This is a genomic window from Leuconostoc rapi, assembly GCF_016908715.1.
In the GTDB taxonomy this organism is placed as follows: Bacteria; Bacillota; Bacilli; order Lactobacillales; family Lactobacillaceae; genus Leuconostoc; species Leuconostoc rapi.
The window spans coordinates 37,286-62,304 of sequence record NZ_JAFBEK010000001.1; the positions used below are offsets into that span (position 1 = coordinate 37,286).

A 25,019-nucleotide genomic window follows, 5' to 3' on the forward strand; every position below is an offset into this window, starting at 1 on the left:
ATTAATTACATTTTAACACTGTTACAAGAAAAACGCTTTTCTTGTAACAAACAGTAAGAACAATGAAAACTTATAAAATGGGTATTGTAAGCGTTTGCAAATTGTTTTTTTTTTGATATAATAGATAAAGGTATATTGATGAATTAACATGACAATAATTACAAAGTAGACAAAACTAAAATCAAAAGAAGGTTCTCTCATGCAAAAAAAAAGCTCAGCAACAATATATGACGTCGCTCACCGTGTAGGTGTGTCATTGGCAACGGTATCACGTGTGGTAAATGGTAATAATAATGTTCGTGAGTCAACAAAACGTAAAGTATTAGATGCAATTGAAGAACTAGGCTACCACCCTAATGCAGTAGCACGTGGACTAGCGTCAAAAAAGACAACAACCATCGGTGTTGTTATGCCGGATGTCACAGATATGTATTATTCGGAACTTGCACGTGGGATTGATGATGTTGCTAATATGTATCATTATGATGTCTTGCTAACCAATACAGACGAAGATCCTGTCCGAGAGACGATGGCGGTTAACAATTTAGCTAGCAAACAAGTTGATGGTATTATTTTCATGGGCAATGAGTTAGAGCGCGAGGTGTTAAATACGATTGCAGGTGTTGATGCGCCCGTTGTGTTAGCTGGCTCTGTTGATGGTGAAGGTAAGTTACCAAGTGTTAACATTGACTATGTTGAGGCAATTAAAGAAGCAACAACAGCAGTGATTAAAAATGGGCACGATCGTGTTGCGATTGTCACTGGTCCGATAACACATGCAATTAATAGTCTGCACCGTATTGTTGGGTATAAGGCGGCGTTAGAAGACATGCAAATAGCATTTGATGAGACTTTGTTGTTTGCGACCCATCAAGATTATGCTGCGGGATTGCAAGTTGCTGAGAAAATTGTGTCTGCTGGTGCGACTGCTGTCATTGCCTATGACGATGAAGTTGCAGTGGGTATTATGAATTATTTACGTGATAATGGTAAAAGAATACCTGAAGACTTTGAAATCATTACTTCCAATGATACTAAATTCACACTTGTAACACGACCTGAGGTCACGTCCATTGGTCAACCAAAATATGATATTGGCGCTGTTGCTATGAGAATGCTGACGAAGTTAATGAATAATGAAATTATCGATGATACACAAATTAAATTACCACATACGCTAGAACGTCGTGGGACGACACGTAATTAATATTTTCATCTTAAAGAAATATAACAGTAACAATTGACATTCATTTGTAAAGAAAGTAAACTGATAAAAGTGGTTTACTTTTTATTTTGAACAAATTACTAGGGAAGGTTTCTGTCTCAAATGATTAAAAGACGTTACATTACTGGATTTGATGGACTGCGCGCAATTGCCGTAATTGGCGTGATTACATTTCATTTGATGCCAGCTAAAATGGTTGGGGGATGGCTTGGTGTCCCGTTGTTTTTTGTTCTATCTGGTTATCTTATTACGGATATACTTATTCAAGAATATGATCAAAATCATTTTATTGCACCACTGAAATTTTATATGCGCCGTTTAAAGCGACTATATCCGGCTTTAGTTGGTATGTTATTGATCACAACCACGGTTATTTTGTTATGTGATCAACAATTAATTTATAATTTGCGCCGTATTTTATTAGCAAATTTATTCTATATATATAATTTTTGGGCTATCAGTAACGGTGAATCTTATTTTCAGCAGTTTGGTGGTGCTTCGCCATTCACACATCTGTGGTCTCTATCAATTGAAGGACAATATTATTTTATTTGGCCATTCGTTGTTTGGGGCGTGTTGAAATGTCGTTTCAAGCGAGAATATGTTTCAATAGCTTTGTTTTTATTGTCGATTGTGAGCGCGGCTTTGATGGCAATATACTATCAACCAGATAATATTAATCGCGCCTACTATGGTACTGACACGCGATTATTTGCCATTTTGTTAGGATCGAGCTTAGCATTTATCTGGCCATCTAACAAACTTCAGAAAAACATCGCTGAGAAAGCTAAAAGAATATTAAATGGTACTGGCTTAATGACATTTTTCATCATGATTGGTGGATTTTTGTGGTTAAACGGGCAAAGTAATGTCACGTATTATGGCTTGATGTATCTTTTTACTGTGTCTATTGCCGTGCTCATCGCAGTAATTGTTCACCCGGCTTCGTGGTTTTCAAGGGCATTTGACAATAAATATTTGAATTATCTTGGAACACGTAGCTACAGTATCTATCTGTATCAACTGCCTGTATTTGTTTTTTATGAAAAACTTGTGCCAAATTACAAACCGACAGGTTTGAACTTGTTCATTGAAGTCATTCTAGTACTTATTTTCAGTGAATTAAGTTATCGTTACGTTGAAAATAGTTTTCGTTATACTGTTAAAATAAAACAAGCATTGCGATGGCTCATGGCATCTAGAAATCGCTTTTTTGGTAGTGTGACACTCGTGCTTGTCTTTATTTTATTTATCGGTCAGGGACTATTGGATCCAAGGGCTGGTCAAGCTCATCCAGAAACAAAACTACAGATAAAGCTTAAAAACAATCAATCTGCAGTAGCAAAACAAAACGCTGCTGCAGAAAAAAAATCACATACGGTAAATGACAAGGCAACAGACTTAACAGCAGACGAGAAATCGCTGATTACTACGTACGGCTTGAACAAAAAGCAATATCTTGTTTTCAAAGATATGCGCTTCAAAGCTATTGGAGATTCTGTCATGCTCGACGCAGCACCATTTCTACAAGAAATTAATAAAAATATGGTAGTCGATGCTGAAGTTGGGCGTCAATCTTATGAAACACCAAAAATTGTTGATCAGATGGCAAAGCAAGGCAAGCTAGCACCTAATATGTTAATCGGCCTGGGAACTAACGGTGAGATTAAGCGTCAAGATTTGGATCATATGATGAAGTCATTTGGTTCAAAACGTCAAATTTATTGGATGAATAACTTTGTTCAAAGCCGGCCATGGCAAAATGATAACAATAGTATGTTGGCTGATGCGGCAAAAGATTATAAAAATTTGCACGTGATTAATTGGTTTGGACTTGCAGAGCAACATTTAGATTGGTTCGCTGATGACGGGGTTCACCCGGGTGCAACTGGAGATAGACAATATGTCCGCTTATTAGTCGAAGAGGTTGGCCGCGTTAAGCATATTGATTAAACAGTCAATTAGTATTTTTACACTAAGTTGACGATAGATAATCAAAAAATGATGTCCCCAAAGATATGCTTAACACGTAAATAATATCTTTGGGGCTTTACATCTATTTTTATTAGCTTAAAATAAGAAGTAATAAAGAACGGAGGAAACGTGTGCATGCAACACGTAAATATAAAACGATGAGTAGTTTATATCAACACGGTACGTTAGCAATGTTAATGGGAAAACAGATGCAAGGAACAGCTTCAGTTGCTGAACTGCTGCAACATGGTGATACTGGTATTGGTACTTTTGAAGGCTTGAATGGGGAAGGTATTATTTTGGACGGTAAAGTTTACCAAGCCTTAAGTAACGGTCAAGTCGTTCAAGTTACGGATCAAAATGTATTATTGCCATTTGTTTCTGTACATTTTGATGAACCAACACAAACTTTACCTTTTTCAGAGGTGGATTTTGGCACGTTAAGTGAAAAATTAGAACAATCGCAATTACGTAATATTTTTGCAGCAATTAAGTTTCATGGTACTTTTTCGCATGTTCACACGCGTGTAGTGGCTAAACAAACAGTACCATTTCCGAGTTTATTAGACGTATCAAAGAACCAACCTGAATTTCATAGAGATGATGTAGCTGGTACCTTGGTTGGATATTTTGCACCGGAAATCTTCAATGGACCAACTGCTGCTGGCTGGCATGTACATTTTTTGTCAGATGACAAAAAATTTGCTGGACATGTTTTAGATTTTTCTGCAACAGAAGTAGCTGGCACCTTGCAATTATTTGATGATTTTATTCAACACTTACCAATTGAGAATGCGGACTTCCGTGATATGTTACTTGATTTGGATGGGTTGTCGTCGGGCATTAAAGCCAGCGAAGGAAGGAAAGAGTAGAATGGTGCAAAAACCATTAGTTATCGGTATTACCGGTGGATCAGGTTCAGGGAAAACAACCGTTAGTCGTGAACTTGTACGTCGCTTAACAGAAGATGGCTCGTCTGCCATCCTGTTACAGCAAGATTCGTATTACAAAGAACAATCTGACAAGCCAATGTCTGAGCGTGTCTTGACGAATTATGATCATCCTGATTCATTTGAGACTGATTTATTTGTTTCAGATTTGCGCCGCCTGTTACGCTATGAGACGATTAATAAACCAATATATGATTATGAGAACCATACTCGTTCTAAAGAGGTTGAGCATGTTGATCCAGCCGATGTTTTAATCGTTGATGGTGTTTTGTTATTTAATGACGAACGAGTACGTGATATGCTTGATATGAAAATATTTGTTGATACTGATGATGACATTCGTTTTTTACGACGTTTGGAACGTGATATTGATGAGCGTGGCCGAACTGTACGTGGTGTTATTGAACAGTATTTAGCAACTGTGAAACCGATGTATCATCAGTTTGTGGAACCAACTAAGCGTTATGCTAACATTATTGTGCCAGAAGGTGGTGAAAACCTTGTAGCAATTGATATGCTCACCAATCAAGCCAAAGCAATGCTTAAAAAAAATAAAACACTTTGAAATCAGATGTTATGAATCAAAGATAAAACGCCTTGCTAATCTTTAGCAAGGCGTTTTAATGTGAACGGGTTTCTTCAATGACATTACGCATAGTATCAACAACATGCTGCGTTTTTTGTGACAACTGTGAACCAACTATAGTAAATAGTGTATCAATTATTGTGATTTGTGCAATTAAAGAACTCATAGATTCACTACGAAAATTAATTTCTTCAGCAAGGGATAATAAAACAAGATCAGCAATTTTTGCCAACGGTGCGTCAGCAAAAGAGGTGATTGCAATAATTTTAACACCGTTTTCTCTGAGTTTTTTAGCAATTAGCAAAGTATCTTTGTTACGGCCAGAATGTGAAATGACAACAGCAGTATCATTATGGTTAAGTTTAACTGCCTGCATTAGCTGAATATCATAATCTGGATGAGCAATGACATCTAATGGTGTACGTAAAAATTTGTGGTAAGCATTAAAAGCCACTAGAGAAGAGCCGCCTATACCAAAAAAACCAACCCGGTTAGCAGCAATCAAATAATGACTTGCTTTGTCAAGTGAGTCAGCAGTCAAGTTATTAACCGTAGCGTTTAAGGCATTAGTTGCCCCCGCAAACACTTTCTGACCAATTGCTTTGACATCATCATCATCAGTAATTTCGCCAAAAAAGCCAACGGTATTAGTTGTTGACGATGCACTTGCTAAAGCGACTGAAAAATCGCGAAAAGAATCAAAGCCAATTTTTTTAGCAAAACGAGAAATGGTAGCTGTAGAAACGCCGGAACCAATAGACAGCTCTTGAATGGTTGATTCTCGTGCGCGTTTTGTGTCATTGATTACATAATCAATTAGTTTGTTTTCGGTACGATTAAATTGTTTTTTTTGGGCGCGCAGTTGCGCAATAATGTCACGAGCCATAAGATGCACTTTCTATATTATATTGATAATGTTACGAGATCAGAACACGACAAAATAATGATATTATAAGATATAGATATTAAATGTTGTCATATTAATATACTAACTATACAAGATTAGAAAACTTTTTACAATAACGGGGTTGCAATATGTAAAAAATTTTCATATAATTAAAGAGTAATACAAATACAAAAAACATAAGAGGTAAGTAAACCATGAAGTTTGCGATGATCGGCCTTGGTAAGATGGGCTTGAACTTGGTAAAAAACGCTGTTGATAACGGTCACGAAGTTGTTGCATTTGATTTGAATGCTGATTTCGTTAAGGCAGCAACTGATTATTCATCATCAATCGAGAGCGCATCAGACATCGATGATATGTTAGCAAAGTTGCCTTCACCAAAAGCTGTTTGGGTAATGGTACCAGCTGGTGTACCAACCAACTCAACAATTGACACGTTGATTGAAAAGATGGACAAGGGCGACATCATTATTGATGGTGGTAACTCTAACTATAAAGACAACTTGGAGCAAAACAAGCGTACAACTGCTGCAGGTATCAAGTTCTTTGATGCCGGTACATCTGGTGGTATGAATGGTGCCCGCAATGGCGGTAACTTCATGATTGGTGGCGATGATGCTGAATCTTGGAAGATTATCGAACCATTGTTTGAATCAATTGCTGAACAAGATGGTTACTTGTACACAGGTCGTTTGGGATCAGGTCATTATTTGAAGATGGTTCACAACGGTATCGAATATGGTATGATGCAAGCAATTGCTGAAGGTTTCGAAGTATTAGAAGCTTCTCAATTCGACTACGACTATGAAGCTGTTTCAAAGTTGTGGAACCACGGATCAGTTATCCGTTCATGGTTGATGGAATTGGCTGAAGAACAGTTTGCTAAGGATCCACATTTGGATGCTATCGCTGGTCGTATGCATTCATCTGGTGAAGGTAAGTGGACAGTTCAAGAATCATTGGACTTAGAAGTGCCAGCACCAGTGATTTACTTGTCATTAGCAATGCGTTATCGTTCATTGCAAGATGATACATTTACAGGTAAAGTTGTTTCAGCATTGCGTAATGGCTTTGGTGGACATGCAATGGATTCTGCTAAATAATAATATTAAAAAACTGTTCAATGTTTGAACAGAAGCTCCCGTAAGGGAGCTTTTTCTGTATTGAGTGAATATTGTCCAACGGTTAGCAAGGAGTTGAGGTAAAAATATGGAATACATGATTGGTGTAGATTTAGGAACGACATCAACAAAAGCAGTTTTATTTAACGACCAAAATCAGGTTGTCACAACTGCTAACAAGGCTTACCCGTTATATCGTGATTTACCAGATATGGCTGAAGAAGATTTAACAGAAATTTTTGACGCCCTAATAGATGCCTTACATGAAGTTGTCGGTCAAATTAATTTTAAGTCAGGAGATACACTGGCTGCCGTGTCGTTCTCATCAGCAATGCACTCACTTATTGCTTTTGATGCCAACTGGCAGCCATTAACGCGTGTCATTACTTGGGCTGACACACGTGCCGTAAAGTATACGGAAGCGTTAAAGGCATCAGGTCTCGGACATGAGATTTATAAAAAAACAGGGACACCAATTCATCCGATGGCACCATTGTCAAAATTATTGTGGCTTAAGGCCGAACATGCTGATATTTATAACAAAGCGGCACATTACCTAGGCATTAAAGAATATTTGTTCCATCGTTTGTTTAATGCCAATAAAATGGATATTTCATTAGCCTCTGGCACTGGTTTATTTAATATCTTTAATCTTGATTGGGATGATCAAGCGCTAGAGGTAACTGGTATTAGTCGCGAACAGTTACCAAAACCAGTTGAGCCATATGAGTATGAAACCCAAATGGTTGCTGAATATGCCACAGCAATTGGTTTACCTAGTGATACACCGTTTGTTTACGGTGCTGGTGACGGTCCATTATCTAATTTGGGCGTTAATGCTGTAAAACCAGGCGTTGCAGCAATTACAATTGGTACGTCAGGTGCTATTCGTGTTGTTTCTGATAAACCAGTAATTGACCCAAAGGGACGTACGTTCACCTACGCTTTAGACAAGACACACTGGGTTGTTGGTGGACCAGTTAACAATGGTGGGGATGTCTTCCGTTGGGCGCGTGATAATATGTTTGATGCTGAAAAATCAACAGCCGCATTACTGGGAACAGATGCTTATGATTTGATGACACAAATTGCTTCACGTGTTCCTGCAGGGTCTGCAGGTCTCATTTTTCATCCCTACTTAGGCGGCGAGCGTGCACCAATTTGGGATGCTAATGCGCGCGGTTCGTTTTTCGGGTTAAATCATGGTCACACAAGGGCTCATATGTTGCGTTCAGTGCTTGAAGGCATTACCTTTAATGTTTATATGGTTAGCCTAGCTTTGGAAGAAGTGGTTGGAGAGCTACATTCTATTCAAGCAACGGGCGGATTTGCCCGTTCGCCACTATGGCGCCAAATGTTTGCTGATATTTTTGAACAACCAGTTACTGTACCAGAAGCGTTTGAATCTGGCTCGTTGGCGGCTGTTATTGTTGCTCAAAAGGCCTTAGGTAAAATTGATAATTTATATGATATTTCAAAATATATCGGTTCTTCGAATACTTATCAACCTTTACCTGAAAATTTTGAAGCTTATCGAGAATTAGCACCGATATTTATTCGGTTGTCTCGTCAATTACAAACAGAATATGAAAATATTGCCAATTATCAACGGAAACATACAAAGTAATTCGTTTAAAAAATTAATTTAGGAGAAAACGCGTAGTAAAGAGACGCGTTACATAAATCACATGGAATTCGTCATGTTGATCGTATCAATTTTGATTTTATTGCTTCTCATAGCAAAGTTTAAATTAAATACGTTCGTTTCGTTAATTATTACTGCTTTCATCTTGGCATTATTGCTGGGTATGAAGCCAATGTCAATTCCTGATGCCGTTCTTGGTTCTCAAGGAGTTGGAAATATATTAGGACCAAATTCAGTTATCTTTATTTTTGGCGGTATGATCGGCCGCTTGGTTGCTGATGCGGGTGGTTCATATCGTATAGCCAAGACGCTGATTGATTGGTTTGGTGTTAAACGGCTACAATGGGCCGTGTTGATTGCATCATTTATTATTGGTATTTCGATGATTTTTGGTGTTGGCATGGTCTTGTTGATACCAATCGTATTTGCCGTCGCTATTGAATCTGGCGTACCATTGTTGTACTTAGGTGTTTCAATGACGGCAGCACTCTCGTCAGCTCAGGGATTTTTGCCCCCACAGCCAGCACCAACAGCAGTGGCTTCTGCTTTAGGTGCAAATATTGGTATGATGCTAATATTTGGCTTGATTGTATCAATTATCACAGCAGTTGTTGCAGGACCATTGTTTACGAAGCTTGCACAAAAATATGCACCAGATGCATTTCAGTTTAAAACTGAAATTGCTGCTGTTGGACCAGTTAAGGAATATGATTTAAAGACAACACCTAACTTTGGGTTATCTGTACTGACTTCAGTATTTCCATTGATATTTATGATTATTGCTACTATTTATAAATTGATTTATACAGGGGGTGTTACGCCTAAAAATCCAACATTATTGGATCAAATTATTGAATTTGCTGCTAATCCCGCAGTTGCTATGACAATTGCGCTAATATTTGCCATATTTACAATGGGTATTTGGCAACACAAGTCTATGACTGAAGTCAGCAAATCGTTGAATGCAGGCATGACATCAGTCGCCGGTATTTTATTGATTGTCGGTGGTGGTGGCGCTTTGCGTGGTGTGCTGGTAACCTCTGGTTTGTCTGATAAGATTGCATCGACTTTCCAGTCTGGTGGTGCAATGAGTCCGATTGCCATTGTTTTGTTTGCCTGGGCCGTTGCTGCGATCCTGAGAATTTCAGTTGGATCAGCCACTGTAGCAGGTATGACTGCAGCTGGTATTGTGACAGGAATTTTAGCTGCTAACCCGGGGAATACCTTATTACCAGTGTTTGTTGCCTTAGCAATTGGGGCTGGTTCGTTAATAGCATCTCATGTCAATGATGCAGGATTTTGGATTTTTAAAGAATTCTTTGATTTAACTGTAAAACAAACATTTCAAATTTGGACCGTTTTGGAAACAATTATTTCTGTCACTGGCTTAATTATTATTTTGATATTAACAGCTGTATTTGCTTGACATAAACAACTAGTGTTTTACCTTGAAAGTTAAAGGACTTTTGGGATATTTTCACATTGTTAAAAAAATCATGTTGCTTGTAAATAGTTAATAGTTAGGGACATAAAACAGAAAAAAACCAGTGATTATTTGAAGAAAATAATCACTGGTTTTTTAATTATAAAGTTACTATGCAAAACATGACGATGTTTAAAGCTTAATATCATTTTGCAAAAAAGGTATCTTAGAACGTAGGAATGGTGTCACCCAATGATCTAAACCAATTTTACCTGAGTTGTAGCCACCAATCAGCAACAACGCACCGATAAAAATAAAAGTGGGGTTCACGGATACGACACCAGCGCCAAGGTATGAAAAGTTCATCACGAGACCAAAGAAAGCCGCTGCCAAAGTTAATGTCCCAAATAACAGGCCTAACCCAACTAATAATTCACCCCAAGATACCAAGAATGAAAATGCTGCTGTTGATTGACCATGGTTGGTTGCGACATTTAAGAACCAATCATACCAAGGAAAAGCGGGTGTTTTTTCCGGTGTCAACACGGGGTTTTTAATAGCACCTATAATCAAGTCAGATGCATCAAATCCGCCTTTGGCTGTAATTTTATTCCAGCCATCAATTGTCCACTGATAACCTAGATAGACACGTAGGATTGTCAAAATCCACATTGCAATTTTTGAATTGCGTAACCATTGAATCATAATATTTTCTCCTAATATTTACAATTTCTGTACGTAATATCTATTACAATTAGTAAGTATACAGGGCAATTTGTGAATTGTCAAACAATTTGTTTTTTAGCGATTTAACAGTCATAAAAAGGCATTTCTAATTGATAAATATGGTGTGAAATATCAGGAAAGTTGGCCTCAATCAATCCTAATACTAAGATTCCCAGTTACTTGGTATTATGATTAGAAAAACTCAGTATGGTAGTTGTTGAATATCGCATGATCTAGGCATGTTAGGTTTATATAGTGATAGGGGTCAGAATAATTTTACGAATTTAATGTGCTATTGTAGATGAAATAGTACAAGCAAGACATATTTTTGACGTCGTTGGGTCGACTACTTTTATTACTAAAACTTAACAAAAATAAAAATTTGATGGGCATATCTTCTTAATTTATGGGAAACATTGACAATAAAATTAGAAAATGTTAATATATTAAAGTAAGTTTTATAGAGTCGAAGGGATAAGCATATGTCAGAATCAAAAACAAAAACTGGGTGGTTACATAAGGCAACACCTGCTAGTTTTATATCGAGTGATCGACATCTACGTAAAACGTTAGGTGTTAAAGAAATGTTAGCCTTGGGTATTGGGACAATCGTGTCAACCGCCATTTTCACGTTACCAGGTATCGTGGCGGCAAACCATGCTGGACCCGCAGTGGCAATTTCGTTTGTTATTGCTGCTGTTGTTTCAGGGCTAGCTGCTTTTGCCTACGCTGAATTTGCTTCAGCGTTGCCATTTGCAGGTTCTGCCTATTCTTGGGCCAATGTCGTTTTTGGAGAGGTCTTTGGTTGGATTGCTGGATGGGCACTTTTAGCTGAATATTTTATCGCCGTTGCCTTTGTCGCGTCCGGCTGGTCAGCAAACTTTAAATTATTTCTGGGCTCACATAATTTAGTCCTTCCGCCAGCATTGGCAGGTTCATTTGCTGCAGGACACGGTGGTGTCATTGATATCGCTTCGTTGTTTGCTGTTTTAATTGTGGCTGTATTATTATGGCGTGGCACAAATACAACAGCGCGCGTTGAAAATGTGTTGGTTGTTGGTAAAGTATTGGTTATTTTGATTTTCATTGGTGTTGGCTTAACCGCTATCCACCCAGGTAACTACGTGCCATTCATTCCCGCACACAAACCAGGGACGGAGTTTGGTGGATGGTCTGGTATATTTACCGGAGCTTCACAAATATTCTTAGCTTATATTGGCTTTGATTCAATTGCTGCTAGCTCAGCTGAAGCGAAAGATCCAAAAAAGACGATGCCGCGTGGTATCATTGGGTCTTTGATTGTTGCAACGATCCTTTTCGTGACAGTTTCGCTTGTTTTGGTTGGTATGTTCCATTATTCAAAATATGCAGGTAATGCTGCGCCGGCCGCATGGGCATTATTGCATTCGGGCCATGAATTTACTTCTAACCTATTGTCAGTCGTTGCCTTAATTGGTATGTTTACAGCCATTATTGGTATGATGCTTGCAGGTTCAAGGTTGTTGTATGCGTTTGGACGAGACGGTTTGCTTCCAAGTTTCTTAGGAAAAGTGAATGATAAAGGGTTGCCTAACAATGCCTTGTTAGTATTGTCCGTCATTGCTATTCTAATTGGCTCAGTCTTTAGCTTTACTGAATTAGCCGGTTTAATTTCTGCTGGTACATTGATTGCCTTTATCATTGTGTCACTTGGAATTTATGCATTACGTCCCCGTGAAGGGAAGGATATTCAGGAACCAGGATTTAAAATGCCATTTTACCCAGTGATGCCAGCATTGGCAGCTTTGGGTTCTGGATTTATTTTCTATGAATTAGATAACCAAGCAAAAATGTATGCTTTTGGTTGGTTCGTACTTGGCCTTATTATCTATGCCATTTATGGATCTAAACACAGTAAATTATCTCAAAAAGAATGAAACAAAAAGTCCTGATTCAACAGGGCTTTTATTGTACATAAATTTAAATGCGAGGACGTTATACATGTCAGAAAATAAAAAAATTTTAGACGAAGAGAAAATCAACTTAGCAGATGCAACACGCGTTAAATATTTTGATATTGTGATTGATCATGGACAAGGCGCTATTATTACTGATGCTGACGGAACTGATTATATTGATTTATTAGCAAGTGCTAGTGCAACTAATATTGGGCATTCACACCCGAAAGTTGTTGCGGCCATTTCAAATCAAGCTAAAAAATTAATTCAGTATACGCCGGCCTATTTTGCTAATCCAGTGACTGCATCATTAGCAAAACGTTTGGTGGATATCACACCGGGTAATTTTAAAAAGCAAGTTGTTTTTGGTAATTCAGGGTCAGACGCTAATGATGCGATTATTAAATTCGCACGTGGTTATACTGGTCGATCATATGTTGTGAGTTTTACAGGTGCTTATCATGGCTCAACCTATGGTGCAATTTCTATCTCTGGTGTCAGTTTAAATATGACTCGGAAAATTGGCCCGTTATTGCCAAATACGATAAAAGTACCATTTCCAGACCAAACCCAGCGAGAAGCTGGCGAGAGTGATGACGCTTTTTCAGAGCGCTTGTTTAAGCAATTCAAATTGCCGTTTGAGACCTATTTACCAGCAGATGAAGTGGCATTAGTGATTATCGAACCCATTCAAGGGGACGGTGGTATCATCAAAGCACCACAAAAATATATGTCACTGATTTATGAATTTACAAGAAAACATGGTATTGTGTTCGCAGTCGATGAAGTTAATCAAGGATTGGGACGGACTGGAAAATTGTGGTCAATTGATCATTTTGGTATTGCACCTGACATGATGAGCATCGGTAAATCACTTGCAAGTGGGTTACCACTGAGTGCAGTTGTTGGTCGCACCGAGATAATGTCGAGCTTGTCTGCACCGGCTAATGTTTATACAACTGCTGGAAATCCAGTAACAGCAGCTGCAGCGATGGCCACACTGGACGTTATAGCAGAAGAAAATTTGGTTGCACGTTCCAAAAAACTAGGTGAATTAGCGCGAGACTTTTTTGAACAGGCAGCGCGCAGTTATTGGTTTATTGGGGATGTTCGTATCTATGGTTTAAATGGCGGCATTGATATTATTGATGAACATGGCAAGCCGGATAATCAAGCAACGACAAAATTAATTTATCGTATTTTTGAACTTGGCGCAATAATGATTAGTTTACGTGGGAATACATTACGTTTTCAGCCACCATTGGTTATCACAGAAGAACAATTAACCCAATCCTTCAAAATATTGACTCAAGCATTTACTGAATTGGCTGCAGGAAATCTGTCATTACCAGAAACTGATAATCATATTGGTTGGTAATGTGCTATAATAATTTAAGAAATCTGGATATACAAAGTTTTGAGCCTGATCATCAGAAATGTGTTGGTTAATGTAAAACACACGGTATTAATTTTGCGCTCCCAGATCATATTGTGACTAAAAAGTTGCCGCGACTCAGCGTTATGAGCTATGAAGGTAAAGATGACAGATCATTACAAATTGCGGTGGCACCACGGTAACACGTCCGCATTTTGTTTTGGTCTTTTTATAATTAAATCAGGGAGAATAAATCAATGAAAGAATTTAGTTCTGCAGAAGTACGTCAAATGTTTTTAGATTTTTTTGCTTCAAAGGGTCATGAAATTGTCCCTTCTAAAAATCTTATTCCACAAGACGATCCAACGTTATTGTGGATTAATTCTGGTGTAGCAACCTTGAAAAAGTATTTCGATGGTTCAGTTATACCAAATAATCCAAGAATTACCAATGCACAGAAGGCCATACGAACTAATGATATCGAAAATGTTGGAAAGACGGCTCGTCATCATACGTTGTTTGAAATGATGGGTAATTTTTCTATTGGAGATTACTTTAAAGAGGACGTTATTCCTTGGGCATGGGAACTACTAACTAGCCCAGAATGGTACGGCTTGGATAAGGAACTATTGTACGTAACGGTTTACCCAAAGGATCAAGAAGCCAAAAAAATTTGGCAAGAAAAAACTGATATTTCAAATGATCATATTTATGAAGTAGAAGACAATTTTTGGGATATTGGCGAGGGACCTTCAGGACCGGATTCAGAAATTTTCTTTGATCGTGGACGATCGTTTCAAGATTTACCTGATAACGATCCGGAAATGTATCCTGGTGGTGAAAATGAACGTTATTTAGAAATTTGGAATATTGTTTTTTCTCAATTTAACCATTTGCCTGGTTTAACTGATAATTCACAATACCCAGAATTACCACACAAAAATATTGATACTGGTATGGGGCTGGAACGGCTGGTTTCTGTTTTTCAAAATGGTCGGACAAACTTTGATACAGATTTATTCTTGCCGATTATTCAGGCAACGGCTGAATTATCTAATGATTTTGAATACGATAGCAGTAAGGACTCAGAGACCAATACAAGCTTCAAGGTGATTGCTGACCATATTCGGGCAATTACATTTGCTATTGGTGACGGCGCTTTACCTTCAAATGAAGGACGTGGCTATGTGATCAGAAGATTATTACGTCGAGCGGTGTTGCATGGTCAAAAGTTAGGTATTCAGGGGGAATTTTTGACGACGTTGGTGCCTATTGTGGGCGAAATTATGAAAAGCTATTATCCAGAAATTTCGGAAAATACGGCTAAAATTCAAAAAACGGTCGCCACTGAGGAAAAACGTTTTAATGCGACATTAACAGGTGGCCTTGCACTGCTAAATACGGTTATTGCTGATGTTAAAAAAGCTGGTAAAACACAACTTTCTGGTGCTGTTGCTTTCAAATTATCTGATACGTATGGTTTCCCACTAGAATTAACACAAGAACAAGCTTCTGATGCCGGTTTGACTGTCGACGTTGACGGCTTTAATGAGGCATTACAAGCGCAACGTACACGTGCACGTGCAGCGCGCTCAACTGATAAGTCAATGGGTGTGCAAAACGCGGTATTGACAGATCTCAAAGTCTCTTCAAAATATGTTGGTTGGTCAGAGACTGCTGTTGATGGTGCAGAAGTTGTTGCTATTATTGGTCAGGATCAGACAGGAATTGACGCCCTACTTCATACAGCAGTTGCAAATAGTCAACTACAGATAGTATTTGATCTTACACCATTTTATGCTGAAATGGGTGGACAAGTCGCCGATTTTGGTGATATTGTAGATGAAGCACACACGTTAATTGGAAAAGTTATTGATGTCCAGAACGCACCAAATGGTCAACATATTCATACAGTAGAGGTTTTGTCTGATTTCAAATTAGGAGATAAAGTTAATCTTCATGTTGATATGGCACGCCATACCGCTGTATCTAAAAATCATACGGCCACACATATGTTGGATCAATCGCTGCGCAATGTTATTGGTGGTGATATTCATCAGGCAGGTTCGTTAGTTGAGCCGAACTATTTGCGTTTTGATTTTACACATGAAGGTCCAGTTTCTGATGCTGATTTAGATAAAATTGAGTCTTTAATCAATGCAGAAATAGCCAAAAACTTGCCAGTTTCATGGCTAGAAACTGATATTGAGACTGCTAAAAAAATGGGTGCGGTCGCTGTTTTCGGGGAGAAGTATGGTGAATTAGTGCGTGTTGTTTCAATCGGTAATTTCAATAAGGAATTTGATGGTGGGACACATGTTAATGCTACCGCAGAGCTCGGTTTGTTTAAAATAGTTTCTGAATCTGGTATTGGGGCTGGTATTCGCCGTATTGAAGCCGTGACCGGGCTACAAGCTTTGGCGTTATACAAATCAGAAGAAAAAGCATTAAAAGAAATTGCCAACACAGTAAAGGCGCAGAAGCTAACTGACGTACCAACAAAGGTGACTGATTTACAGGCAGAACTCAAAGTAGCACAACATATGATTGAGTCACTAGAAAAGCAGCTAGCGAACGCGGCAGCTGATGATGTATTTAATCATGTTGAGACGCGTAATGGACATTCATATATTACAGCTAAATTACAAGTTTCTGGTATGGATGGCTTAAGACAAGTGGCTGATAATTGGAAAGAAACTAAGCCATCTGAGGTCTTAGTTTTGGCGGCTGTTGTTGATGGCAAAGTTAACCTCATTGTGGCCGCATCACCTGAAGCTAATGCTAATGGTATCAAGGCTGGCGACCTCATTAAAGTGATTGCACCAAAAGTTGGTGGTGGCGGCGGCGGCCGGCCCGATATGGCACAAGCTGGTGGTAAAAATCCAGCTGGTATTGATGCTGCATTTGCGAGTGTGGCTGATTTCTTAGCAGAAATTTAAGGTAAAATGTCATTTTCTTTACTTAATTGTGATGTTATGGTTATAATAATTAGGTAAAATAAACTTAGTGATGGTTTTTAACAACTTGTACTTAATTTGAATTTGAAATTTCTAGAGAAAGGAGCGTGTGCGATGACAGTAGGAGATGAAACAGCGATATTTGATTTTGGCAATCAAATGCCAAAAGATATTCATGATACATTAGAAATTGTTTATAAAGCCTTAGAAGAAAAAGGTTATAATCCGATTAATCAAATTGTTGGATATTTAATGTCTGGAGATCCTGCCTATATACCACGTCTTAACGATGCCAGAAATTTGATTAAACGTCATGAACGAGACGAGATTATTGAAGAACTTGTGCGCGCTTATTTAAAAAAATAATGCGAATATTAGGATTAGATGTTGGTAGTCGGACAGTTGGTGTTGCAGTCAGTGACCCGATGGGATGGACAGCACAAGGTGTTGAAATAATCCGAATCAACGAAGATGAAAAAGAATTTGGTTTGGAACGTCTTGGTGAAATCATTAAAGACAAGCAAGCTAAAGGTATTGTTCTTGGGTTACCCAAAAACATGAATAATTCCGAAGGACCGCGTGCGGAGGCTTCACGTCTTTACGCTAAAATGGTTCAGGACAAATTTAATTTACCTACTGATTTTCAGGATGAACGGTTAACGACTGTGCAAGCTGAACGGATGTTAATTGAAGAAGCCAATGTATCACGCAAAAAGCGCAAGTTGGTGATTGACAAAATTGCGGCTGAATTTATTTTGCAAAATTATTTAGACGCCAATGGTAAATTAGCAAAGTAGTTAAAAATAACGTTTCAATGACGAAACGTTATTTTTACGTTATAATAGAATTATTAACTTTGAAGGGAATACGAGTGGCAGTTATTTGGCTAGAACATTGTTAAAACTAACAATTATACTGTGCACACGTTTTATTAAATATGGCAAATCAAGAAGAAATACAAAACATTACGCTAGTTGACGAAAATGGTGATGAAACTTTATATGAAATATTGTTTACATTCCATTCTGAAGAATATAGCAAGGATTACATTTTGCTCATACCAGAAGGTGTTGAGGACGATGAAGAAGTTGATATTCAAGCTTATATCTTTAATCCTGATGAAAACGGCGACGCAACTGAAGAAGACCTGATCCAAATCGAAGACGAAAAAGAATGGGATATGGTTGAGGAAGTACTTAATACGTTTTTAGAAGATGATGCTAACTTTGAATAATCATTAAAAACGCGCGATGCGTTTTTTTTGTTACAAAAATTTAACAACTTAATAGTTTATCAAGTGATAAACTAGATAATGGAGATGATACAGGTGTTTACCTCACTGTCTTTAATAGTTAAAACTTTTGATCAGCTGTAAACGACCACCTCATGGTGATAATAAGGCTGCTGATAAAAGTTTGGAGGAGTATATGGTATGGTTACATTAGTAGGTATCCTAGATTTAGCACGTTTTCAGTTTGCTATGACGACGATTTTTCACTTCTTCTTTGTTCCGATGTCAATCGGATTAGGTGTTGTGGTTTCAGTCATGGAAACAATGTATGTCATTAAAAAAGATGATGTCTATAAGAAAATGGCGCAATTTTGGGGTAAAATATTCTTGTTAAGTTTCGCTGTTGGTGTCGTAACGGGACTTATTCAAGAATTTCAATTTGGGATGAACTGGTCTGAATATTCACGCTATGTTGGTGATATATTCGGTTCGTTATTGGCGATTGAAGCTTTGGTTGCTTTTTTTGCGGAGTCAACGTTCATTGGGTTATGGTCATTTACATGGGATCGCTTTAAACCGGGCATTCATGTATTGTTTATTTGGATAACCACAATTGGTTCAGGCATTTCGGCATTATGGATTTTAGCGGCTAACGCTTTTATGCAAAATCCGGTTGGTTATGCAATAGATAACCATTTGGGACGCGCCCAATTAGTCAGCTTTGGTGCGTTAATTAAGAACCAACAATTATGGGTTCAATTTCCTCACGTTGTGACAGGTACGCTTGTTACAGCTGGATTCTTAGTAGCTGGTATGTCTGCCTTTAAATTATTAAAGTTAAAAAAAGGTGATTCTCAAATTATTTTTTTCCGAAAATCAATTAATATTGCATTAGTAATTGGTATTATCGGTGTTGCGGGTGCATTAGCTAGTGGCGATAGACATGCATTTGAATTGCAGTCAATGCAGCCAATGAAATATGCTGCGATGGAGGGGGTTGACAAAACAATCGATTCATCTAAGCGAAAAGATAAAGCACAACCATGGTCACTTATTTCTGTCACAAACCCTAAGACACATAAAGTGATTGCAAAAGTTGAAATTCCATATGTTCTTTCAATATTGGGTAATCATTCATTAACAGGTGGTAACACCGTTGGTACATCAGAACTTGAAAAAGAATTTCAAAAAAAATACGGTAAAACACATAGTGACATAAAAGATTACTATGTACCAGAAAATACACTGTTTTATGCCTTTCGTGTTATGGCTGTGGGAGCAGGTGGGTTACTGATGCTTGCCCTTGTTGCCCTATGGATGAATCGTAAAAAAACGACGCTTATTTTAACGCAACGCTGGTTTTTATGGATAATGGGTATTGCCATTTATGTACCATTTGTCATCAATACTGCTGGTTGGTTAGTTACCGAACTTGGTCGTTACCCATGGGTCGTTTATGGCTTAATGCCAATTAGCGATGCGGTATCGCCAAATGTTTCAGTCGCGTCACTCTTGATTTCTAATATTGTGTATTTTTTGACGTTTGCAACGATTGGCGGTATTATGGTTTGGTTAGCGCGTCGTGTGCTACAGGCTGGACCATACGCTGAAGAAGAAGAACAGTCATCACCGAGTGATCCTTATAGCCAATTAGCAAAGGGAGGTGAGGCATAATGTCTACATTAGAAGTTGTATGGTTTGTCATTGTTGGTACGTTGTGGGCTGGATTTTTCTTTTTAGAAGGATTTGATTTTGGTATTGGTATGCAGTTTGTTTTTAATGCACGTGATCAAAAAGATCGTGAGGCCTTGTATCAAGCTATTGGTCCTAACTGGGATGCAAATGAGGTGTGGTTAGTTTCCGCTGGTGGAACAATGTTTGCGGCATTTCCATTTTGGTATGCCTCACTTTTCTCAGGCTTTTACTTAATGCTATTTATTGTGTTATTGTCGTTAATTTATCGTGGTGTTGCATTTGAATTTCGTGAGCATATGCCGACCATTCAAGGAACACACGTTTGGGAAAATCTCATTGCGCTAACATCGTTTTTAGTACCATTTTTCTTAGGTATGATTTTTACAGCCATGGTATCAGGCACACCAATTGATGCGCGTGGTAATTTATCAGCTGGCTTCTTTGATTACGTTACACCATTCACATTGGTTGGTGGTGTTGCTGTGTCGTTGATGAGTTATGTCCACGGTTTGAATTATACGCGTTTGCGCATTGATGGTCAGTTGCGAGAACGTGCTTTGGTGCAATTGAAGTATCTTTATCCAGTATTGTTGGCTGGTGAAGCGCTGTTTGCTGTATTATTGTACTTTTATACTGATTTTATACAAACAAAAGCAATACAGATACTCGCGTTGTTAGTCATTTTGGTTGTAACAACATTAATTGGTTGGTTTTTGGCTATTAAAAAACAACAAGAGACGGTACCATTTATTTTATCTGGTTTTGCTTTGATGGCAGTTGTTGTGCTCTTATTTGTTGGCCTATTTCCACGTGTGATGGTTGCCAATAATCCGCTACACAGTTTGACAGTGATAACGGCATCATCTTCGGCTTACACGTTGAAAGTGATGACCATCGTTGTACTTCTCGCCTTGCCTGTTACTTTGGTTTATCAAATTTGGAGTTTCTGGGTATTCCGTAAACGAATTGTGTCGCATAAAGTCATAGAGTAATTTTTTAGAAAAACGTTTACAATTGTATGTAGGCGTTTTTTATTTTAAACGTGAGTGACATCAGTAATTGTTCGTGTACTATGTGGAGATAATTGACATGATAGATAAAAGACTTTTTAAACTTAAAGGTATTATTGGCACGCTAATGGTCTTAGTGTTTATGACTGGCATTCAAGGACTCACCATAATCGCACAAAGTGTATTTATGTCGCGTGCAATCGTTGATTTATGGCGAGGTCAGTCAATCGAAATAACGCTGAGCAACATCGTTTGGTTTGGGTTAGCTTTTATTGTGCGGCAATTATTGGTTGTGTTTAAAAACCAATATATGGCTGGTTATGCAGATAAAGCGGTTGAAAATTATCGTGTCCAACTATTAGAAAAGTATACGGCGTTAGGATCAACAGTCGTTGCTAAGCAAGGGACTGGAAATGCTGTCACGACGCTTGGCGCTGGGTTGGATAATGTTAAAAATTATTTTCAACTGTTACTGATTAAAGTATTTGATTTAAGTATTATCCCATGGTTGGTGTTAGCCTACATTTTTTATATTAAATGGGAACAAGGTTTATTTTTGTTATTAATTTTTCCAGTTGTTATTATATTTTTTATTATTTTAGGGTTAGCTGCACAAAGCAAAGCCGATGCAGAATTTGCGAATTTTAAAAATTTGAATAATCGTTTTGTTGATGCTTTGCGTGGGTTACCAACTTTGAAGCAACTTGGATTAGCAGAAACCTATAGTGATGAAATCTATCAAATCTCTGAAGATTACCGCAAAACGACCATGCGAACACTGAAAATTGCCATGACATCAACGTTTGCATTAGACTTTTTTACGACATTGTCAATTGCCGTTGTCGCTGTTTTTCTAGGATTTGATTTACTTAACGGTCATATGATGTTATTACCAGCGCTAACAATATTGATTTTAGCACCCGAGTATTTTTTACCGTTGCGTAATTTTTCTGATGATTATCATGCGACTTTGAACGGAAAGAATGCTTTAACGGATGTTTTAGCTATGATTGAGGAACCAAATGTTTCAAATCAAGCGGTATTACAATTAACAACATGGCAATCTGATAGCCAACTGATTTTAAATAATATTAATTTTTCTTATGATCAGCAGCCAGTGTTAAAAAATATAACAGTACAAGCAAAAGGGTATCAAAAAATTGCTTTGGTTGGTGAAAGTGGTTCAGGTAAATCTACTTTACTGAATATTATCGGTGGTTTTTTAACAGCAGATGATGGGCAAATTATGATTAATCACCAGAAATTACCACATTTAGCACAGGCGGATTGGCAAAAGCAATTTTTTTATATGCCACAGCAACCCTATATTTTTCATAATACCTTGCGTGAAAACATTAAATTTTATGCACAAAATGCGAGCGAAAATGAGGTGATGGATGCTATTAAGAACGCGGGATTATCGGCGCTCGTTGATGAATTACCTGATGGTTTAGATAGTATGATTGGCGAAAGTGGTCGGCAGGTTTCTGGTGGACAGGCACAACGGATTACCTTAGCCAGAATGTTATTAGATAATCAACGAAAAATTTTATTGTTTGACGAACCAACGGCCCACTTAGACATTGAAACAGAATATGATTTGAAGCAGGCAATGGCCCCTATTTTGGCCTCACATTTAGTATTCTTTGCCACGCATCGTTTGCACTGGCTAGACCAAATGGATTATGTCCTTGTGCTACGTCAAGGTGAAGTTGTTGAACAAGGGGAGCCACGTTTATTATTAGCAGATGTCAATAGCCAATTAAACCGGTTGCGTTATGAACTAGGAGGCAAATGATGAATAAAGTTAGACAATTATTAAGACGGGATAGCTGGGTCGTCCCTTTTTTAAAATCGCAAAAATCAGGTCTTTTTTGGTCAATTGTATTAAGTTTTTTGACAATTTTAGCTGCTGGATCATTAATGTTTGTTTCAGGATATTTAATATCTCGCGCAGCACAGCGACCAGAAAATGTTTTAATGATTTATGTACCAATTGTGTTAACAAGAGGTTTTGGTATTGCTCGCCCTGTTTTTCGATATGCCCAGCGATTAGTTTCGCATAATTGGGTGTTACGATTTGTCTCAAAATCACGTCGACGCTTGTATGAAAGCGTCGCAAGTACGGCGAGTAATATTCGCAGTCGCTTGCAAACAGGTGAGGTGCTTAGTTTACTAGCAGACGATCTTGACCGCCTTCAAAATCTATACTTGCGAACGTTATTTCCACTTGGCGCGGGGATGATTTTATATTTGTTTGTTAGTGTTGGTATTGGTGTGGTGAACTGGTTATTTATGTTATGGTGGATGATGATGTTATCAGTTATTATGATTGTCGTACCAATTGTGAGCTTTTTTGCAAATCGGACGCGTGTTAAAAAGCAGAAACAACTACAATCTCAGTTATACACTGAAGCAACAGATGCTGTGCTTGGTTTACAAGATTGGGTGTTATCTGGTCGTCAACAAGATCTCATAGCTTATCAGGGACAGGTAATGGCAGATTTAGCTAATACCAAAAGAACAAGTATGAAGTTTGGTTGGTGGCGTGATTTTTGGATACAAATACTTGTATTAATTTTGGTAGTGAGTACAACGATTTGGGCGGGTACTCAATTTGCTGAGAGTCGCATGGCGGTTAATTTTATTGCAGCATTTGTTCTGGCTATTTTTCCTTTAGTTGATAGTTTTTTGGGTGTGAATCAAGGCGTTAGTGAGGCATCATTCTATGAAGACAGCATGACGCGTTTAAATGAATTGCCAGTCCCTGAAGCAGAAGTGACTACGCCAAAGACCATTAAAACACCAACAATAGTATTAAATAATGTGACATTTAAATATGGTGATAAGGTTATTATTAGTCAACTAGATTTAGTTGTCAAAGCAGGTGAAAAGGTTGCCATATTAGGACGTTCTGGTTCGGGTAAAACCACATTGTTAAAATTGATAGCAGGTGATATCGTACCAGAGTCTGGACATGTTACAATTGGTAATGAATCCGTACAATCTTTAAAACAAAATTTATCAAAATTCATAGCAGTATTAGATCAGCAATCGTATTTATTTGATACAACGATTTTAAATAATGTGCGAATGGGTAATATTGGTGCGACTGACGATCAGGTAAAGGCAGCAATAACACAAGCTGGATTACAACCACTAATTGATAGTTTGCCAGAAAAGTATCATACTAAGATGCAGGAAGCTGGCGCGCGTTTTTCAGGCGGAGAACAACAACGTTTCGCACTAGCACGTATTCTGTTACAAAATGCGCCGATTGTTATTCTAGATGAACCAACGGTAGGTTTAGATCCTAAAACCGAACATCAAGTGCTACGACAAATCTTTAAAGTGTTACAAAATCGTACAATTATATGGGTGACCCATCACCTAACAGGTATTGATGAGGTGAATCACGCTTATTTTTTGTCAGAAGGGCACTTTATTTTAAGTGATACACCAGAAAAATTACGAACAACGTCAACGCATTTCCAGAAATTATTAGCAATGGATGATTTTCACTAAATGGCAAAAAGAAAAAAAAGACGAACTAAAAAAAAGTTAATTAAATTAAATTTGTGGCTATGGGTCAGTAGTATTGTCGTTATAGCAATTGTCGCTACTTTTTGGTCGCATACTTTAATCTTTGATCGACAACAATCACCAGCAAGCGGTCAGGTAGATCAACAAAAGGTGGCTTGGATTAATCAGTTAGCACCATATGCAAGAGAAATGCAAGAGAAGTATGGTGTCATTGCGTCGATTAGTATTTCACAAGCTATTTTGGAATCTGATTGGCACACGTCAACTTTGTCGACACAATACAATAATTTATATGGTATTAAAGCAGATAAGAATCAAAAAAGTGTTGTGTTGCCAACTCAAGAATTTGAAAATGGCCAGTGGGTAACTATCCAAGGACGTTTTGCTGCTTATAATTCTTGGCAAGAAAGTATGAAGGCACATGCGGAATTGTTGTATCATGGGACAAGCTGGAATTCTGCGCAGTATCAACATGTTTTAAAAGCTAAGGATTATCAAACCGCAGCAGTAGCTTTGACAAAAGATGGGTATGCAACAGACCCAACATATGCTAAGAAGTTGATTGCAATTATTGAAGAGTGGCACTTGTCTCGATTTGATATACCACAAAAATGAGCGAGTTGATTTTCGCTCTTTTTTTGTGTCTTACGAACTGATGTTCGTGATGAAATCTGTTATAATAATAAGAGCGTAATTTACACTTTAGGAGTACAC

20 protein-coding genes are annotated in these 25,019 nt (G+C 38.0%); 18 read left to right on the forward strand and 2 right to left on the reverse strand.

What is annotated here, in order from left to right; translation table 11 throughout:
* Positions 1-199 precede the first annotated feature (199 nt).
* From ccpA to udk, 4 genes are all read left to right on the forward strand, one after another.
* Positions 200-1,207: a catabolite control protein A gene (gene ccpA / locus JOD28_RS00185; RefSeq protein WP_204768911.1), complete on the forward strand. Its 1,008-nt coding sequence runs from the start codon at positions 200-202 to the stop codon at positions 1,205-1,207.
* Positions 1,208-1,327: 120 nt separating this feature from the next.
* Positions 1,328-3,178 (forward strand): acyltransferase family protein, encoded by a 1,851-nt coding sequence (locus tag JOD28_RS00190; protein WP_204768912.1) that lies wholly within the window; start codon positions 1,328-1,330, stop codon positions 3,176-3,178.
* 179 nt (positions 3,179-3,357) lie between these two features.
* Complete coding sequence (gene budA / locus JOD28_RS00195) at positions 3,358-4,071, forward strand: acetolactate decarboxylase (RefSeq protein WP_204769279.1); 714 nt, start codon at positions 3,358-3,360, stop codon at positions 4,069-4,071.
* A gap of 1 nt (position 4,072) precedes the next feature.
* Positions 4,073-4,714, forward strand: a complete 642-nt coding sequence (udk, locus tag JOD28_RS00200) for a uridine kinase (RefSeq protein WP_204768913.1) — start codon at positions 4,073-4,075, stop codon at positions 4,712-4,714.
* A 55-nt stretch (positions 4,715-4,769) separates the two neighbouring features.
* On the opposite strand, the gene JOD28_RS00205 is transcribed toward udk, so the two are convergent.
* On the reverse strand, positions 4,770-5,621 hold the full coding sequence (locus JOD28_RS00205) for a MurR/RpiR family transcriptional regulator (protein ID WP_204768914.1): 852 nt from the start codon (positions 5,619-5,621) through the stop codon (positions 4,770-4,772).
* A gap of 215 nt (positions 5,622-5,836) precedes the next feature.
* On the opposite strand from JOD28_RS00205, the gene gnd reads away from it, so the two are divergent.
* From gnd to JOD28_RS00220, 3 genes are all read left to right on the forward strand, one after another.
* Positions 5,837-6,745, forward strand: a complete 909-nt coding sequence (gene gnd, locus JOD28_RS00210; protein ID WP_204768915.1) for a phosphogluconate dehydrogenase (NAD(+)-dependent, decarboxylating) — start codon at positions 5,837-5,839, stop codon at positions 6,743-6,745.
* 106 nt (positions 6,746-6,851) lie between these two features.
* Positions 6,852-8,390, forward strand: a complete 1,539-nt coding sequence (gene gntK, locus JOD28_RS00215) for a gluconokinase (protein ID WP_204768916.1) — start codon at positions 6,852-6,854, stop codon at positions 8,388-8,390.
* Positions 8,391-8,451: 61 nt separating this feature from the next.
* Positions 8,452-9,834 carry a gluconate:H+ symporter gene (locus JOD28_RS00220; RefSeq protein WP_204768917.1) on the forward strand — a complete coding sequence of 461 codons (1,383 nt, stop codon included), beginning with the start codon at positions 8,452-8,454 and terminating at the stop codon, positions 9,832-9,834.
* A gap of 189 nt (positions 9,835-10,023) precedes the next feature.
* On the opposite strand, the gene JOD28_RS00225 is transcribed toward JOD28_RS00220, so the two are convergent.
* Positions 10,024-10,536, reverse strand: coding sequence for a DoxX family membrane protein (locus JOD28_RS00225; protein WP_204768918.1), 513 nt, complete (start codon positions 10,534-10,536; stop codon positions 10,024-10,026).
* A 503-nt stretch (positions 10,537-11,039) separates the two neighbouring features.
* Between JOD28_RS00225 and JOD28_RS00230 the strand changes: the two genes are divergently transcribed.
* The 11 genes from JOD28_RS00230 (at position 11,040) to JOD28_RS00280 (ending at position 24,920) form a co-directional block, all read left to right on the forward strand.
* Positions 11,040-12,473, forward strand: coding sequence for an APC family permease (locus tag JOD28_RS00230; protein ID WP_204768919.1), 1,434 nt, complete (start codon positions 11,040-11,042; stop codon positions 12,471-12,473).
* A gap of 64 nt (positions 12,474-12,537) precedes the next feature.
* On the forward strand, positions 12,538-13,872 hold the full coding sequence (locus JOD28_RS00235; RefSeq protein WP_204768920.1) for an aspartate aminotransferase family protein: 1,335 nt from the start codon (positions 12,538-12,540) through the stop codon (positions 13,870-13,872).
* Between the two features lie 254 nt (positions 13,873-14,126).
* Positions 14,127-16,808: an alanine--tRNA ligase gene (gene alaS / locus JOD28_RS00240; protein WP_204768921.1), complete on the forward strand. Its 2,682-nt coding sequence runs from the start codon at positions 14,127-14,129 to the stop codon at positions 16,806-16,808.
* A 132-nt stretch (positions 16,809-16,940) separates the two neighbouring features.
* The gene (locus tag JOD28_RS00245) at positions 16,941-17,192 is read left to right on the forward strand and encodes an IreB family regulatory phosphoprotein (protein WP_013102677.1); all 252 of its coding nucleotides are present in this window, start codon (positions 16,941-16,943) and stop codon (positions 17,190-17,192) included.
* Positions 17,192-17,623, forward strand: coding sequence for a Holliday junction resolvase RuvX (gene ruvX / locus JOD28_RS00250; RefSeq protein WP_204768922.1), 432 nt, complete (start codon positions 17,192-17,194; stop codon positions 17,621-17,623). The genes JOD28_RS00245 and ruvX overlap by 1 nt, the downstream gene beginning before the upstream one ends.
* A 140-nt stretch (positions 17,624-17,763) precedes the next feature.
* Complete coding sequence (locus tag JOD28_RS00255; RefSeq protein ID WP_013102675.1) at positions 17,764-18,060, forward strand: DUF1292 domain-containing protein; 297 nt, start codon at positions 17,764-17,766, stop codon at positions 18,058-18,060.
* 198 nt (positions 18,061-18,258) lie between these two features.
* Entirely contained in the window at positions 18,259-19,731 is a 1,473-nt protein-coding gene (locus tag JOD28_RS00260) for a cytochrome ubiquinol oxidase subunit I (protein ID WP_204768923.1), read from the forward strand.
* Positions 19,731-20,744, forward strand: a complete 1,014-nt coding sequence (gene cydB, locus JOD28_RS00265; protein ID WP_204768924.1) for a cytochrome d ubiquinol oxidase subunit II — start codon at positions 19,731-19,733, stop codon at positions 20,742-20,744. Before JOD28_RS00260 ends, cydB begins: the two co-directional genes overlap by 1 nt.
* A 97-nt stretch (positions 20,745-20,841) precedes the next feature.
* Positions 20,842-22,560 (forward strand): thiol reductant ABC exporter subunit CydD, encoded by a 1,719-nt coding sequence (cydD, locus tag JOD28_RS00270; protein ID WP_204768925.1) that lies wholly within the window; start codon positions 20,842-20,844, stop codon positions 22,558-22,560.
* The gene (gene cydC / locus JOD28_RS00275) at positions 22,560-24,287 is read left to right on the forward strand and encodes a thiol reductant ABC exporter subunit CydC (RefSeq protein ID WP_204768926.1); all 1,728 of its coding nucleotides are present in this window, start codon (positions 22,560-22,562) and stop codon (positions 24,285-24,287) included. The genes cydD and cydC overlap by 1 nt, the downstream gene beginning before the upstream one ends.
* Complete coding sequence (locus JOD28_RS00280) at positions 24,288-24,920, forward strand: glycoside hydrolase family 73 protein (RefSeq protein WP_204768927.1); 633 nt, start codon at positions 24,288-24,290, stop codon at positions 24,918-24,920. It begins immediately after the preceding gene.
* Positions 24,921-25,019: the final 99 nt, after the last annotated feature.